Source organism: Paenactinomyces guangxiensis, assembly GCF_016055185.1.
Taxonomy (GTDB): Bacteria; Bacillota; Bacilli; order Thermoactinomycetales; family Thermoactinomycetaceae; genus Paenactinomyces; species Paenactinomyces guangxiensis.
On the sequence record NZ_JAECVR010000004.1, the window covers coordinates 123,747 to 138,010 of the forward strand.

A 14,264-nucleotide genomic window follows, 5' to 3' on the forward strand; every position below is an offset into this window, starting at 1 on the left:
TTGAAAAAGTGTACCCGAAATTGATGCAGTCATGGAAAATGAAAAAAAGCGAGTAGATGGCTCGCTTTTTTTCATTGAATCCGGTAAGGAAAAGATTATTTCTTTTACCAGGTTTATTTTGCTTTTACATTGTCATTGGCCGTGTCCATTTTCCAGGCATATACATCATATCCTGCTAAGATCCAGGAACTGAGTGGGCTGTTCTTTTTGTCGGTAGAGTGTTGGGTTACGTAAACGTCAAATTTATCGATCTTGGTAATAATTGCGGAATGTTCAATGTCTCCGTCATGGTCAAAATCTACATTGACTACATCACCAACTTGAAGTTCTTTGAAGCTTTTTGCCTGTTTTGCACGGTCTTTGAAGTGGTTGTAGAAACTGTTTGCTACTCCCCAGGCATAAGAAGGCTTTTTATCGCTGTAATACCAGAAGGTTCCTTCACGTTTTTCTAAAATCCCGCCCGCTTTGATCGCCTGGGAGACAAAGTTGGTGCAGTCGGGCCAACAGTTGTAGCATCCGCCACTCACGCGGCTGTAGTAACCGTATTCTTCATTATTGCGGGCATTCCACCATTTGTAGGCATAATCCCTGGCGGCAATCCGGTCGTATTCCCCGGCTTTTGGTTTGTCATCGTCTTGCTTCGGTTTGTCTTTCGGTTGATCGGCCGGAGGCTCTTCTTCACCGCCGGTTGGTGGCTTGTTGTTATTTTTGTCTGAATCTGATGGTTTCTCTGAGTTGCCGGGTGCCTTTGGATTGGTCGGCCCCTTTTTCAGTTTGGTTCCTTCCTTAACAGGAAGCAAACTCAATAATTGAAGTTTTTCTTCCGCTGTTAATGGTGCACCAGCCTTTAATCTGTTTACAAAAATTTTGATCTTGCTATTTTTGGCTTTGTTCTCGTAAGAGTCGATATACTTGGCATATTCTGCAAGCAATTTGGCTTCCTCTTTAGACAGTGAACCAAGATCAGTGGCTGCATAGAGAACAAAGTTGCGATAGTCTGCGTTGTTGATATCCGGTGTTATGTTTACTCTTTCTTTTTTGGCAATTTTTTGGATTAATTTAATAATGTCTTTAAATTTGTCTTCGTTTGTAGTTGCATTGTTGTTTTCATTTTTATTTTCGTCTTTTTGCTCCGGTTTTTTGTCGGCTTTAGGGGTTTCTTTCACTTCTTTATAGTATGTCACTTGCTTTAACAATTGCTTATTCATATCACTTTTTTTAGAAGACTGTTGCGCAGAAATTTGATATGTACTGTCCTCCAAACTTTTAACTTCAGGTTCAGTCACTTCTGCGGTTGGTGCTTGATCCGCTGGTTTTTCCTTAGCAGGTTCACTGGCTTGTTTTGGATTGGATTGGCACCCCACGGCAACCACGCATAGCATTAACAAGATCAATACAACTCTTTTCAAGTCTTTCGTCCTTTCTGAGTTGATTTTACAAGGTTGACCTGACTGCATAGAACCATTATAAATGTTTGTTTTTGATATTAGAAGTTGTTTTGTTCATTTATTATGTGAACTTTTTAAGAAATAGTATGAAAGTTAGTTAAGGTATTTTTTATGTCATGAACCAGTTTCTGTTGTGATATATTTATTTAAAGGAGTGGTACATGTGGCAGTTATTGTTTATTCAAGACCACATTGCATTGAATGTAATGTACTCAAACGATTTTTAAATGATTATAAGATTGAATATGAAGTAAAAGATTGCGGAACTCATCCGGAATATCTGGAGGAAGTGAAGCAGATGGGCTTTCTGGGAGTTCCCGTTACGGTTGTCAACGGAAAGGCTATTCACGGTTTACAACCGGAGGCCATCTTGGATGCATTAAAAGTGGAAGAATAAAAATAGATGAAAGCCTGACTAAAATTAGCAGGCTTTTTTCTTTATTAAAAGAAGGAATATATATAAAGTTGTCAAATTTAAATTTATACTTGGTTAAATACTTGTTAATGGATAAGGAGGATGGTATTAAAATAGTTTTACTTTTATGATTTCTAATTTATTAGTATACGGACATTATTTAAAATTGTCCGTCAAGGGAGGGGTTCGTGTGGATTTATTTAGAAAGAAAAGTATCGATACGTTAATTGCCGGAAGCCAACAGGGAAAAACATTAAAAAAAGAGCTATCAGCCTTTGATTTGGCTTTCCTTGGAATTGGTGCAATTATCGGTACAGGGATTTTTGTACTGACTGGAGTTGGAGCTTTAGATGCTGGACCCGCATTGGTTATTTCATTTATTATTGCAGGATTGGCCTGTGCATTCGCGGCATTCAACTACGCAGAATTTGCTTCGCTCGTTCCTGTATCTGGTTCTGTATACACTTACAGCTATGCCACTCTGGGTGAATTTATTGCATGGGTTATTGGTTGGGATTTAATGCTGGAATATATATTGGCTGTAAGTGCCGTATCGGTTGGATGGTCGGGGTATTTCACAAATTTCCTTGCAGGAATCGGGATCGAAATTCCTGCTTCATTGACTGCAGCTCCCGGCAGTGATCCTGGTGCTATCATAAATTTACCTTCACTTGTTATTGTCATGATTATCGCTTTCTTACTATCCATCGGTGTCAAAGAATCCAAGTGGGTCAATAACCTGATGGTTGCATTGAAACTCATCGTTGTTGCACTCGTTATCGTGGCCGGGGTGTTCTATGTAAAGCCTGACAATTGGACTCCCTTTATGCCCATGGGATGGGACGGAGTCGGTTTAGCGGCAGCCACTGTTTTCTTTGCTTATTTAGGTTTTGATGCTGTCAGTACAGCTGCAGAAGAAACACGGAATCCTAGCCGTGACCTGCCTAAAGGAATCCTGTGGTCTTTAGGGATTTGTACTCTTCTGTACATTTTGGTATCGGGAATTGTAACCGGAATTGTTCCCTGGCAAAAATTTGCCGACCATCAAGATGATCCTGTCGCTTTTGCTTTACAGTTTGCCGGACAGGATTGGGTTGCAGGGATTATCAGTGTCGGTGCTGCAATAGGTATGATGACGGTTATGCTGGTAATGCTTTACGGGCAAACCCGGGTCGGTTTTGCCATGTCGCGGGACGGGTTGTTGCCGAAATGGATCTCCAAAGTCCATGACAAGTATCGTACTCCGTTTGCCTCTACCTGGTTCTATGGAACTGTCTGTGGATTGCTGGGAGCATTTGTACCGCTGGATGACCTGGTTAAACTGGTCAACATGGGAACGCTGGCAGCCTTTGTGCTAATTTCAGTAGCAGTCTGGGTGCTTCGGGTAAAACAACCCGATCTGCCACGAAAGTTCCGCTGCCCGTGGGTTCCTGTTCTTCCTATTCTTGCCATTATATTCTGCGGTTACCTTATGTTCCAACTGCCAGGATCAACTTGGCTCCGGTTTGGAATCTGGTTGTTGATCGGTATTATCTTTTATTTTGTGTATTCCAGAAAGAATTCCAAACTAAATTCAGCTTCCGAAGCTGAAAAGGCAAGTTAAAGGCATTGAAAAGCGGAAGAGCTGTTAACCGGCCGGTTAGCAGCTCTTATTTAGTCAATCCATTTTAATGTTGTCTGGCTTCGTTTATGTTTACGTTTCTTCCGCAGTTCTTTCCGCTTTTGGTAGGCGTTCCGTTCCCATTTTTTTAAGAAGGGGTAAGGGTCAAATGAATAGGTGTTGCGACCATTAAATTTGTAGATGCCGTAATGAAGATGGGGCGGAAATTTTCCGGATGTTCCCGGCGGTCCATAACCGGAGGAGCCTACAGATCCAATCACCTCGCCCGGCTTTACGATGTCTCCCTGTTTTAACCCTTTGCGGAATCCGTTTAAATGAGCGAAATAATGATAGTTGTTGTTGGTGTCCCGAATGCCGACCCGCCATCCGCCAAAACGATTCCAGCCGAGCAATTCCACATAGCCGTGGCAGGTACTCAGGACGGGAGTGCCGTAACCGGCAAAAATATCTGTTCCTTCATGGATGCGCAATCCCCCCCAGCCCCGGCGGTCTCCCCATGTATTGTGATAGGTGAAATTATATTGCAGAGGAATGGGGAAAGACCTGTCCTGCAGGTTAATCGTTTGGTTTTTGGCAATTACTCTGGCAATATGTGTAATCACATCTACGGAAGTCGGATGCTGGTAATATTTCCAGAGTTGTTCACGGACATTTCTTTCCGAACTCCCGTTTTTGGTGAGATAGGAGGCAACAGAATAGAGTACATCAGAATCATCAGCCGGATCAACTTTTCCATCACCATTGGCATCCCGGCCAATCCCCTCAAAAAATTGTATCGACTCGGGAATGATATCGTTCGGGTTTGGATTGCTTAAGCCTGCCCACAGATGGGAGGGCACACGAATGGAAATAAGCCCTTTCGGTTTGGGCGCATCCGGAGGACGAGTGTTTTGTTCATACTGGTCCATGGCTGCCAGATAGGGCCAGGGCACTCCGGTCAAGGTTTCCATCGTTTCATACAAACGCTGTCTGAGCTTTTCTGAATCTCCTGCCCGGGCATGGAATGTTTGAGTTGGAAAAATGGAAAATAAAAGTGAAAGGATTAACAAGGAAGAACATACCTTTACCTTCATAAGATAATCACCCCACTTCTTAACTCGCTATGTATCATTAGTTTGGCTAAGCAAGCCGGAAAACATATTTGGAAGTTACAGGGATAAAAAAAGAACCGCCCAAAAGCGCGGCTCCATGATGTCCTGCGATTTAAGATTGCTGTTTAAATTTGTTGATATAATCATTCAGCTCATCGAGCATCAAGTTGGCTGCTTTCACTCCCCCGGCCGTGTTCCAAATCACATCATCAACTTTAAAGGCACGGTTATTTTTTACGGCATTCAGATTTTTCCACAGCGGGTCCCGGGTCCACTCCTGCTCCTGTTTGTTTCCATTATTGTCGCCGGTCTCATAGGTGAAGTAGAAGAGGATATCCCCGTCCATATCCGGGATGCGCTCTTTGGTTACTTCGATTGCAAATTCGTTTTTGTTTTGAAGTTCCGGGCGGGCGAATCCGATATCCTTGAGAATCGTACCGGAAAAGCTGTCCAGCTGGTAAATTCTCGTTTTTCCGGCCAGAAAGCGGACGATGGAAACTTTTTGTTTTAAAAGGTCTCCGGCATTTTCTTTCACTTGTTTTACTTTTTGATCATAAGCAGCCAGCACTTTTTGGCCTTCAGCTTCTTTATTCAGAGCTTTGGCATACAGTTTAAAGTTAACTTTCCAGTCGCCTCGCAATTCTTCTGCAAACACGGTTGGGGCGATCGCAGATAGTTGTTCATACACTTTTTCCTGGCGCATTTTGTTACCGATGATCAAGTCCGGATTTAAACTGGCGATTGTTTCAAGATTAGGCTGATGCTCGTCTCCGACTACTTTCACACCCTGAAGCTCATTTTCCAGATGTTTGTACCACGGGTTACCAGTAAAAGATTTAACAGCCCCAACCGGCTTTACTCCCAGGGCAAGAAGTGCTTCCGTTCCTTCGTTGGTCAGGATGACAACGCGCTTGGGATGTTCCGGCACCTCTGTTTTTCCCATCGCGTGTTCAATCGTCCGGGTTTTCCCCGTTTGCTCAGCTCCCTGGTCAGCAGCCGGTTTGCTGCAGCCAACGGCAACGAGGGTGATCATAGAGATCAGGCATAAAAAGAAGAATAAGGATTTTCTCATCAATAAACTCCCCTTGAAATAGATGATAATGATTCTCATTTCCCATAGACTAATATATTTAACAGGATGTGAGAAGTCAATACTTTTTGATAATGATTTTCAAACTCGTTGACACGTTTCTTTTCATATCATAGACTGAAGTTGATTTAACCGGAAACTATATCAAAACGGAAGAATGAATCGGCTTCCGAACGCATAACAAAAGCGCCGGAAGCCGCTTACGCGATTTTGTGAAAATATGGTTGAAATCATAACCATTGGGAACGGCAGAAAGAAAGGTGACATCGTTGAATGCAATCTTAAAAACCGGGCCGGGTAAATGGTTTGGCCTGGTTGCAGGCATGATCCTGGTTCTTTTACTCATGGGTGTAAGTATCAGTGTGGGGGTTACAAATATCCCTTTGACGAAAGTGATAAAGTCGTTCACTCAGTTTAACGGTTCCAATGAACATTTGATTATCCAAACAACCCGCGTCCCCCGGGCGATCATCTCTGTGGTTGTCGGAGCCGGTCTGGCCGTTGCCGGAGCGGTAATGCAAGCGTTGACCCGCAATCCGCTCGCTTCACCGGCAACGCTGGGTGTCAATGCAGGAGCCAGTTTGTTTATTGTAATAGCGGTTTCTTTTTTTTCAATTACTTCATTAACTTCATTGATGAGTATTGGTTTTGTCGGAGCGGCTGTCGCTTCATTTACCGTGTACTTTCTGGGGTCTGTCGGCAAAGAAGGGTTAACCCCGGTAAAGCTGACACTGGCGGGAGCGGCCATTGCTGCTCTTTTCTCTTCGCTGACCCACGGATTGCTGGTGATGAACGAGAAGGGGCTGGATGAATTATTGTTTTGGCTGACTGGCTCGGTAGAGGGGCGGAAGCTGGAGATGGTTTCTCCGGTATTTCCTTTTGTGATCGGTGGATGGGTTCTCGCTTTTTTGCTGGCCAAACCGATTAATGTACTGGCAACGGGGGAAGATGTGGCAAAAGGACTGGGGCAGCGGACCGGATGGACAAAACTGGCGGGAGCAGCTGTTATTATCCTGCTGGCAGGCGGGTCTGTCGCCATTGCAGGCCCGATTGTGTTTGTGGGTCTGGTCGTTCCACACTTAGCCAGAACACTGGTAGGCATTGACCACCGTTGGCTAATCCCTTACTGTGCTGTCCTCGGGGCGTTGCTGCTGCTGGGTGCAGATATCGGCGGCCGGTTTATCATGGTGGATCAGGAGATCCCGGTGGGAGTGATGACAGCAATCATCGGGACTCCCTTCTTTATCTATATCGCGCGTAGAAAGGTGACCGAACAAGCATGAAAAGGTTTATACCCATCCGGATCGGAAGCGGCCGTTTTAGCTTCTTATTAGATACAAAAGCAGCGATTGTGATAGGATTATTGGGGATCACCGCCTTTTTTGCCGTGGTCATCAGTGTGGGAGTGGGGGACTTCTATATTCCGCCGCTTGATGTCATCAGCGTCTTTATGGGCTCCGGTTCTGATATGCATACGCTTGTGATTGAAAAGCTTCGTCTGCCCCGCATCTTAATTGCCTTGATGTCCGGAGCGGCTCTGGCGGTATCCGGCGCCATTCTTCAGGGAGTGGTGCGAAATCCGCTGGCTGCTCCGGATATTCTCGGTATCACAGGCGGGGCATCTGTAGCGGCTGTTTCGGTGATTACGTTTTTTAGTGACAGCACCGACTCTTTATCGGTCAGTGTGAATTGGATTCCGGCGGCAGCATTTGCAGGGGCGACGGTTGTAGCTGCACTTATTTATCTTTTGTCATGGAAAAACGGTGTTTCCCCTTTTCGGCTTGTTTTAATCGGAATTGGATTTTATACAGCAACGCAGGCAGCTACCAACTTAATCATTCTTCTCGGACCCGTATTCCGTGCCGTACAATCGAAAACCTGGCTTACCGGGAGTGTCTACGGGAGCACATGGGAATATGTTTTTACCCTCCTGCCATGGGTGGGAATTTTAATTCCGGTGGCCATTTTGTTGGCCCCTAATGTAAATGTACAACAATTTGGAGACCATCTTGCCCGGGGGCTGGGCAGTAAACTTCAGTCCCAGCGGCTGGTATTGCTATTGATCAGTACCGGTTTAGCCGGCTCAGCGGTTGCTTTTGCCGGAGGGATCAGTTTTGTCGGCCTGATCGCTCCTCATGCGGCGAGGCGGTTGGTTGGCTCATCGTTTGGAGCATTGTTGCCTGCATCCGCCCTGCTGGGGGCCACAATTGTGATGTTAGCCGACTTATTGGGAAGAACGCTGGTGCCGGCGACCGAAATTCCTGCCGGCGTGTTTACAGCCGTGATCGGAGCTCCCTATTTTATCTATCTTCTTTTCCGCAGCCGAAGGAGATAGCCACAAATATGTTTTCTCAGCCAGAGTACTCATCGCTTTCACAGAAAAAGACGATGGACCGGGTAAGAGGAATGTTTTTGTGGTAATATAAACGGGGAAATAGAAGGGAATAAATTCGGGGAAACGGAATGAAACCCGGATTTTCGATACAGGAGGGATTACCCGTGGCATCAGAACGTTCAAAGGTGACGCGAGAGCGAAAGCCTGAATGGTTGAAAGTGAAACTAAGCACCAATGAAAACTACCAGGAATTAAAAAAAATGATGCGCAGCAAGACGCTGCATACCGTATGTGAAGAAGCGCGTTGCCCGAATATATATGAATGCTGGGCCAACCGGACTGCTACTTTTATGATTCTTGGGGATATCTGTACCCGTGCCTGTCGTTTCTGCGCAGTGAAAACAGGCTTGCCCACCGAACTGGACCTGGCGGAACCGGAACGTGTCGCTGAGGCGGTGGAGCAGATGGGAGTACGCCATGCCGTTGTTACATCTGTAGCCCGTGATGATTTGCAGGACGGCGGAGCGGCCATTTTCGCGGCGACGATTCGAGCGATACGCAAACGGAACCCTTTTACCAGCGTGGAAGTGCTAATCCCCGATTTTATGGGGAACTGGGAGGCATTGAAAACGGTAATGGATGCCAAACCGGATATCTTAAACCACAATATTGAAACAGTAAAACGGCGTTCTGACCGTGTGCGCTCCAAGGCAAAATATCCCCGCTCCCTGGAACTCCTCAAACGGGCCAAAGAAATGCAGCCACAGATCCCGACCAAATCCAGCATTATGGTCGGTGTGGGAGAAACGTTTGCAGAAGTGGTAGAGGCAATGCAAGATTTGCGGGCTCATGATGTAGACATTGTAACGATCGGGCAGTATTTGCAACCAACGAAAAAGCATTTGAAAATCGAACGTTATTATACGCCTGATGAGTTTGCCGAGTGGAAAGAGATCGGTTTAAAGATGGGCTTCTCCCACGTTGAATCAGGCCCGTTGGTACGCAGCTCCTACCATGCTCACGAACAGGTACAGTCTGCGCAAAAAAATGAGCAAAAAATGGCTCAGTAATACATTTGGGGTAAACAGATTTTCGTTCCCTTTTCCCCGGATATACACATTCAAAGAAAGCCCTCATAACCTGCGACATAACCCTGTCATGAAACCATGATTTATGTGGGGAGGCAGAATTCTGGAGAGCGACTTTTGGCGACGCAGAGTGCTGATTGGGAGCGAGACAGAATTCTGCCTTCCCCCTTAGACACACACTTTCACAGAAAACAGGACGGCTCCTTTTGAAAGGGTCGTCCTTGTTTACTTTTGGTTTAATCTTCCTCAGGGTTTACCTGCTTCCGATGTTGAGGGTAAATCGATTCGTTAACATCGGGCGGAGTGTTATCCCCCATTTTTCGGAGCAACTGTTCCAGATCTCCTCTGACTCCTTCTACATCTGAATTCCCGTTTAACCGCATCCCGATTCTTGTTATTTGTTGTTCTAACGTACGGTTGCCGGTTACATGGACTTTAAAATACCGGGGTGTAATACTTTCGGCCGTTCGTTTTGCCTCTTTCACTGTTTTGGGGTCCAGTTTTCCGTTTTTGGTTTGTATCCCCACAAAAATATGGTCATCTGTTACAAGGGTGGTTGCTTCCTTCACATTGGGCAAAACGGTTACCATCTGGGAAATATGGCGTGCAAGCAGGGAACGGTCAACAAATACATTGGGACCGGGGGCTTTGCCATCCGTTTTATAGTTTTCTGGTTGGTATCTGAAAAAGCCGATTTCATTTTGTCCGCCGCCATAAGCAGACTCGTGTCCGTTAATTTGATCGTTTCGTACCAAACCGTAACGGGTATCTGTTTGTTCTTCACGATAAAGAGGCTCTTGGGCGCCACCCATTCCTTCCCTTCTGGGAGGAGAACAGGCGGCAACGGATAGCACCATCACCGTTGCCATAAATCCCATCATCACTCGTCTCATCGTTTTCGGAACACCTCCTGCCCTTAGCTTGCCCTGAACCAGTCACATTACGCTTCCATTTTTAAGTGCACCAAAAGGTTGCAGATGTTCAGCTTTGGATGTGGTAACATATAAATGAAGAATTGGAATAGAAAAGGTTGATTTAAATGGGGCGAATTCACATACAAGGAATAGATTATGAACTGTTAACCGACCATCGAAATGCCTGGAATCCGGAGGCTTTCAAGAAAAGGTACAGTGAAATCCTGAATAAGTACGATTATATCGTGGGGGATTGGGGCTATGGCCAACTGAGATTAAAAGGTTTTTTTTCCGATGAGCATATTCGTGCCACCACAGATACGAAGATCAGCCATTTGCAGGAATACTTAAATGAATTCTGCAACTTTGGATGCGCCTATTTTGTATTAAAACGCATCTGAGTACCGGAAAAAGCCAGCCTTATTTTGATATTATTCCCTCTAAGTAGACAGGAAGAAGAAAACCAGTTACTGTTTGCTTGGAGGGGATTTTTGTGGGGAAAATTCGTAAAACGTATTCATTGGAGAAGTTGAAAGGTTTCAAAAACGACTTCGCGACCGTTCACCGGTAGAATACCGGAAAACGGTCGCCGTGGGATGAAAGGCGGCAAAATTCTGTAACACAAAGCTGACACCGGTATCGTAGGTGTCAGCTTTTTTGAAATCTGATTATTCATCTTCCTGCTCTTCCGGTTCATCATGGGTAGGATGGCTTCCCGGGATCACCCTTGGCAATCCCTCATGAAACTGGCGCATTTCATACGTAAAGGCGGAAACAGAGCGCTGTCCGGGTCGCCATGGTGAAGTTTTCCCCGGCTTTTCGGGGGTTGTGGCTGCACCATAAGGGCCTTCGGGAAACTCTTCCGGAATGATTTCGTTATGTACAGATTGGACAGTCTCTAATTCCTCAAAGGAGTCTTTGTCCCTGGCCATGCTTTTCACCTCTCACCTTAGCATGAGCGGTGAACGGTACAGGTATTCCTTAAAGAAGAGAATAAATAAACTGTTTTAGTTCCTCTGCTTCTTCCCCGGACAATTGGTACACATGCTCAAGATAACCCGGCTCCTCTAAATCGTCCTCACCGATGATGGCAAAGCGGTTAGACTGCAAGTTAAGAATCAGCAGTTTTCCGTAAAAGCGCTCGGTGGTAGTAATTGCCAGATCGAAGCGGTTCGTCTCACCCATAAAGCTGACAAATCGGGTTCGGGTATTTTCTGTATCGTCGTATAAAAACATCCACTCTTCCGATGACATTTTGTTAGCTCCTTTTTCTTCGTTTCCTCATCATTATACATGAGAAAAACCCGACCCGAAACGGCTTAAAACATCCCGAAAAAACGGGCTTTTTTTTGCCGGCGGGGAAGAAGCCCCTGCTCACTGGTTGCGGATGTCAGGCGTTGTGTGAAGTTTACATTTCGCAATTCGATTCTCAGTTGATCCTGCTTTTTGCGGATGTCCTCAAACATTTGCTGGACTTCGTTTGAGGATACTTTGTCATAATTGACGGCAATTAACTTTTGTTCCATATCTTCAAACGAATCAAACAAACTAAACATATGGTCTTCCAGGCGCTCCATCCGGTCAAATAACTCTTCCATCATGTCGCCTACATTTTCCATGCTTTCAATCAGGTAGGTTAATGTTTTGGCAGTATCATTGCTATTTTCTTCTTCACTCTTTTGAAACGCTTGATCGCCACGCAGCTTTCCCTCGCGCATAAGGTCTTCACGCACTTGCTTCATTGATTTGCTCGGCTCCTGCAACCGGTTTTTGATTTCCGCTAAGCGCAACAGGCTGTCCTCTGTCAGTACATAATGGCCTCTCTCGTTCCAGTCCGGGCAAATATATTCTTCAAAAGTATCGATCCATTTACGGACCGTCCGCGCATGGACCTGGAGGCGTTCTGCGGCTTCGCGTGTGGTGATATATGCCGCTTGATTCATATGCAATCTTCCTCCCAAATATTGGTTTTTATACGATTTCGAGGAAATTGTATAGATTCCTTCTTTCCGGACAAACGAAGTCAACAGATGACAAAACTAGTGGATGTTTAACAGAGATCTTGACAAAACTTTTTCACAGAAAAATACCCTCCCAGTGTGAACCGGGAGGGTGTGTAAGTGATCAGTATGGAAATTGGGTTCGATAGTTGGCAAATTGTTGTGCTTTTTGGCTAACCTTATTCAGATCGGCGTTATCAATTTTGTACCAGCCTTTTTGCTTCATCAAATTATAGCAATCGCGTTGGGCCTGGTGAATTTCGTTTAACATTTGGAACTGCATTTGAAACAGCTGCTGGTTACCCGCTTCATTTAAAGCGACATTATACCCGTATGACAGATACTTTTCCAGGGCCAAGCAATCGTTAATTCTGTCCCTGTCATTCATTTCCGGCCCTTTCACCTTGGGTAAGCCGGCTGATTGTTGTGTTCCCGAGGCCTGATTGGCTTTTGACTGTTGCCACTGCTGGTATGTTTGCTGCATCTGTCTGATCCTCCCTTACTGAGTCATTGTTGGCATCGGCATACCGCTTGCTGATTGCAACTGGGATAAAATGGTTTCATAATGTTGCTGATGCATTTGCCCAACGCGGTCAATCATCTGGGCGATTTGCGGGTCCTGGCACTCCCGCGCATAATGGTAGCATTTTTTCATGGCTAACAGCTCCCAGGAAAGTTCATCGACCAGATAGTTTAGATCTTTTGAAGAGATTTGCATGTCGATCCACCTTTTTTGCAAATAATTTCTGCGTCTGCGCGGGGAATTATACTCCCTTTTTTTGTATGTGTCGGCGGACAAACAAATAAGTGGGAACGCCTATGAGAGTCAGTAAAAGGAGGATCGGAAATGCTCCCGCAAGAAAAATAAGGAAATTTTCCCCCGCCACTCCCAAACCGGTCAGGCTTGACCAAAAAGAATGGCTCATTTGTTTTCCTAACGGTTGGTCCGGAGTGGAAGGAGGAACAAAGTTTTGCGTGATCTGAACATGAATGGTTGCCAGATTAACTTTATTATTTAAATACTGAAGCCGCCCTTTAATCTGTTCAATTTCCACCTGTGTTTCGTCCAACTGTCGGGAAATATCCAACAGGTCTTTCGTATCCTTTGCCTGTTTCATCAAGTCCAGCAGACGCTTTTCCATCGCTTTTTTTGCTTTCAACCGGGATTCAAGATCAACCAGTTCTTCAGTTACATCGTTGCCGGTGATGGTAATATCCGGTGTTGAATCGCCGATTTTTTGAAGCTCTTTAAGAAGAGACTGGAATTCTGCCTGAGGAACGCGAAAGGTTAAATTTCCGGATTGAGATTCCTTATTTTTAGATTCCGAGCTGGTAATGAGAAAGCCCTGGTGTTGATCCACAATTTGTTCCAATTTTGTGCGGGTTTGCTTATAATCTTTAACGGTTAGTTTTATATTGGCGGTATAGATCACTTTTCTCTGTGCTGCTGCTGTAGGAAGGGACAGGCGCTCGCTTGTGCTGTTCGTTTTATCCTTGTCTGTGGCGGCTTTCGCCATTTGTGAATCGGAAGCCTGACTCTTGCCCGTATCGGACATTTTTGTATTTAGAGAAGGTGCTGTGCCGATTTCAGCACGATCCTGTAGTTTAACTTGGGATTCCGAACTGCAGCCCCAGAGAGATCCCAGTGCCAAAAGCACAACTATAGGAGCAATCCATCGTTTATAATAATGCATAGCAGACCCCCTAAAATGGTTTCGATTTGTTGACGGAAACCCGATAAAAAAAGTTGCATGGAATTTAAAAGAGTCGGAGGAAAGCAGTAATGATCTATGAAGTTGATGTGGAAAGAATTGAGAGCCAGCTGAGATATCTGGAAAAATGCATAGAAGTGATCAATCGGTCAGCCGCGACGCGTGGGGAGCTGGTGCAGCGTTTTGCTTTGGAAAGGGCGCTCCATCTGGCAGTCGAGTGCATGATCGATGTGGGCAGCGTGATGATTGATGGTTTTATCATGCGTGACCCCGGCGGATATTTGGATATCGTTGATATCCTGGAAGACGAAAAAGTAATTCCGCCGGAGTTGGCGGGCAAACTGAAAGAACTTGTGCAAATTCGTGAAAAACTGGTGCGATATTATGATAAGCTTGAAGAAGAAGCATTGGTGGCTGGCAGGGATACGGAGGTATATCGATCTTTTATTCAGCATGTACGGAAGTACTTGCACCAGGAATTAGGTGAACAAATACTCAAATAACGGGTATAAGCATAATAGAATCAAAAATCTGGAGAGGAGGGTGAGCA

General features: G+C 45.2%; 17 protein-coding genes. 7 read left to right on the top strand and 10 right to left on the bottom strand.

What is annotated here, in order from left to right; genetic code table 11:
* Nucleotides 1-113: 113 nt before the first annotated feature.
* On the bottom strand, nucleotides 114-1,409 hold the full coding sequence (locus I8U27_RS06055; RefSeq protein WP_181750932.1) for an amidase domain-containing protein: 1,296 nt from the start codon (nucleotides 1,407-1,409) through the stop codon (nucleotides 114-116).
* A gap of 202 nt (nucleotides 1,410-1,611) precedes the next feature.
* Between I8U27_RS06055 and I8U27_RS06060 the strand changes: the two genes are divergently transcribed.
* Complete coding sequence (locus I8U27_RS06060; protein WP_181750933.1) at nucleotides 1,612-1,845, top strand: glutaredoxin family protein; 234 nt, start codon at nucleotides 1,612-1,614, stop codon at nucleotides 1,843-1,845.
* A gap of 145 nt (nucleotides 1,846-1,990) precedes the next feature.
* Nucleotides 1,991-3,466, top strand: coding sequence for an amino acid permease (locus I8U27_RS06065; protein WP_181750934.1), 1,476 nt, complete (start codon nucleotides 1,991-1,993; stop codon nucleotides 3,464-3,466).
* 50 nt (nucleotides 3,467-3,516) lie between these two features.
* Here the strand turns inward: I8U27_RS06065 and I8U27_RS06070 are convergent, their stop codons facing one another.
* Together I8U27_RS06070 and I8U27_RS06075 are read right to left on the bottom strand one after the other, a co-directional pair.
* Entirely contained in the window at nucleotides 3,517-4,557 is a 1,041-nt protein-coding gene (locus I8U27_RS06070; RefSeq protein WP_181750935.1) for a M23 family metallopeptidase, read from the bottom strand.
* A 130-nt stretch (nucleotides 4,558-4,687) separates the two neighbouring features.
* Nucleotides 4,688-5,647, bottom strand: coding sequence for an ABC transporter substrate-binding protein (locus I8U27_RS06075; protein WP_181750936.1), 960 nt, complete (start codon nucleotides 5,645-5,647; stop codon nucleotides 4,688-4,690).
* 296 nt (nucleotides 5,648-5,943) lie between these two features.
* Here I8U27_RS06075 and I8U27_RS06080 point away from each other — a divergent pair, with 296 nt between their 5' ends.
* The 3 genes from I8U27_RS06080 (at nucleotide 5,944) to lipA (ending at nucleotide 9,070) form a co-directional block, all read left to right on the top strand.
* Nucleotides 5,944-6,948 carry a FecCD family ABC transporter permease gene (locus tag I8U27_RS06080; protein WP_374057908.1) on the top strand — a complete coding sequence of 335 codons (1,005 nt, stop codon included), beginning with the start codon at nucleotides 5,944-5,946 and terminating at the stop codon, nucleotides 6,946-6,948.
* The gene (locus I8U27_RS06085) at nucleotides 6,945-8,000 is read left to right on the top strand and encodes a FecCD family ABC transporter permease (protein ID WP_181750937.1); all 1,056 of its coding nucleotides are present in this window, start codon (nucleotides 6,945-6,947) and stop codon (nucleotides 7,998-8,000) included. Before I8U27_RS06080 ends, I8U27_RS06085 begins: the two co-directional genes overlap by 4 nt.
* 164 nt (nucleotides 8,001-8,164) lie before the next feature.
* A complete protein-coding gene (lipA, locus tag I8U27_RS06090) occupies nucleotides 8,165-9,070 on the top strand; it encodes a lipoyl synthase (protein WP_309506100.1) in 906 nt (301 codons plus the stop codon).
* A gap of 254 nt (nucleotides 9,071-9,324) precedes the next feature.
* Here the strand turns inward: lipA and I8U27_RS06095 are convergent, their stop codons facing one another.
* Entirely contained in the window at nucleotides 9,325-9,981 is a 657-nt protein-coding gene (locus I8U27_RS06095) for a YhcN/YlaJ family sporulation lipoprotein (protein ID WP_181750939.1), read from the bottom strand.
* A 146-nt stretch (nucleotides 9,982-10,127) separates the two neighbouring features.
* On the opposite strand from I8U27_RS06095, the gene I8U27_RS06100 reads away from it, so the two are divergent.
* Nucleotides 10,128-10,403, top strand: a complete 276-nt coding sequence (locus I8U27_RS06100) for a YutD family protein (protein ID WP_181750940.1) — start codon at nucleotides 10,128-10,130, stop codon at nucleotides 10,401-10,403.
* A 267-nt stretch (nucleotides 10,404-10,670) separates the two neighbouring features.
* On the opposite strand, the gene I8U27_RS06105 is transcribed toward I8U27_RS06100, so the two are convergent.
* From I8U27_RS06105 to I8U27_RS06130, 6 genes are all read right to left on the bottom strand, one after another.
* Complete coding sequence (locus I8U27_RS06105; RefSeq protein ID WP_181750941.1) at nucleotides 10,671-10,934, bottom strand: hypothetical protein; 264 nt, start codon at nucleotides 10,932-10,934, stop codon at nucleotides 10,671-10,673.
* 49 nt (nucleotides 10,935-10,983) lie between these two features.
* Nucleotides 10,984-11,256, bottom strand: coding sequence for a DUF3055 domain-containing protein (locus I8U27_RS06110; RefSeq protein WP_181750942.1), 273 nt, complete (start codon nucleotides 11,254-11,256; stop codon nucleotides 10,984-10,986).
* A gap of 65 nt (nucleotides 11,257-11,321) precedes the next feature.
* On the bottom strand, nucleotides 11,322-11,945 hold the full coding sequence (locus I8U27_RS06115) for a MerR family transcriptional regulator (RefSeq protein WP_181750943.1): 624 nt from the start codon (nucleotides 11,943-11,945) through the stop codon (nucleotides 11,322-11,324).
* Between the two features lie 181 nt (nucleotides 11,946-12,126).
* The gene (locus I8U27_RS06120) at nucleotides 12,127-12,486 is read right to left on the bottom strand and encodes a spore coat protein (protein ID WP_181750944.1); all 360 of its coding nucleotides are present in this window, start codon (nucleotides 12,484-12,486) and stop codon (nucleotides 12,127-12,129) included.
* Nucleotides 12,487-12,501: 15 nt separating this feature from the next.
* On the bottom strand, nucleotides 12,502-12,720 hold the full coding sequence (locus tag I8U27_RS06125; RefSeq protein ID WP_181750945.1) for a hypothetical protein: 219 nt from the start codon (nucleotides 12,718-12,720) through the stop codon (nucleotides 12,502-12,504).
* 46 nt (nucleotides 12,721-12,766) lie between these two features.
* Nucleotides 12,767-13,696 (bottom strand): DUF4349 domain-containing protein, encoded by a 930-nt coding sequence (locus tag I8U27_RS06130; RefSeq protein ID WP_181750946.1) that lies wholly within the window; start codon nucleotides 13,694-13,696, stop codon nucleotides 12,767-12,769.
* Between the two features lie 89 nt (nucleotides 13,697-13,785).
* Between I8U27_RS06130 and I8U27_RS06135 the strand changes: the two genes are divergently transcribed.
* Nucleotides 13,786-14,217: a DUF86 domain-containing protein gene (locus I8U27_RS06135; RefSeq protein WP_181750947.1), complete on the top strand. Its 432-nt coding sequence runs from the start codon at nucleotides 13,786-13,788 to the stop codon at nucleotides 14,215-14,217.
* Nucleotides 14,218-14,264 lie beyond the last annotated feature (47 nt).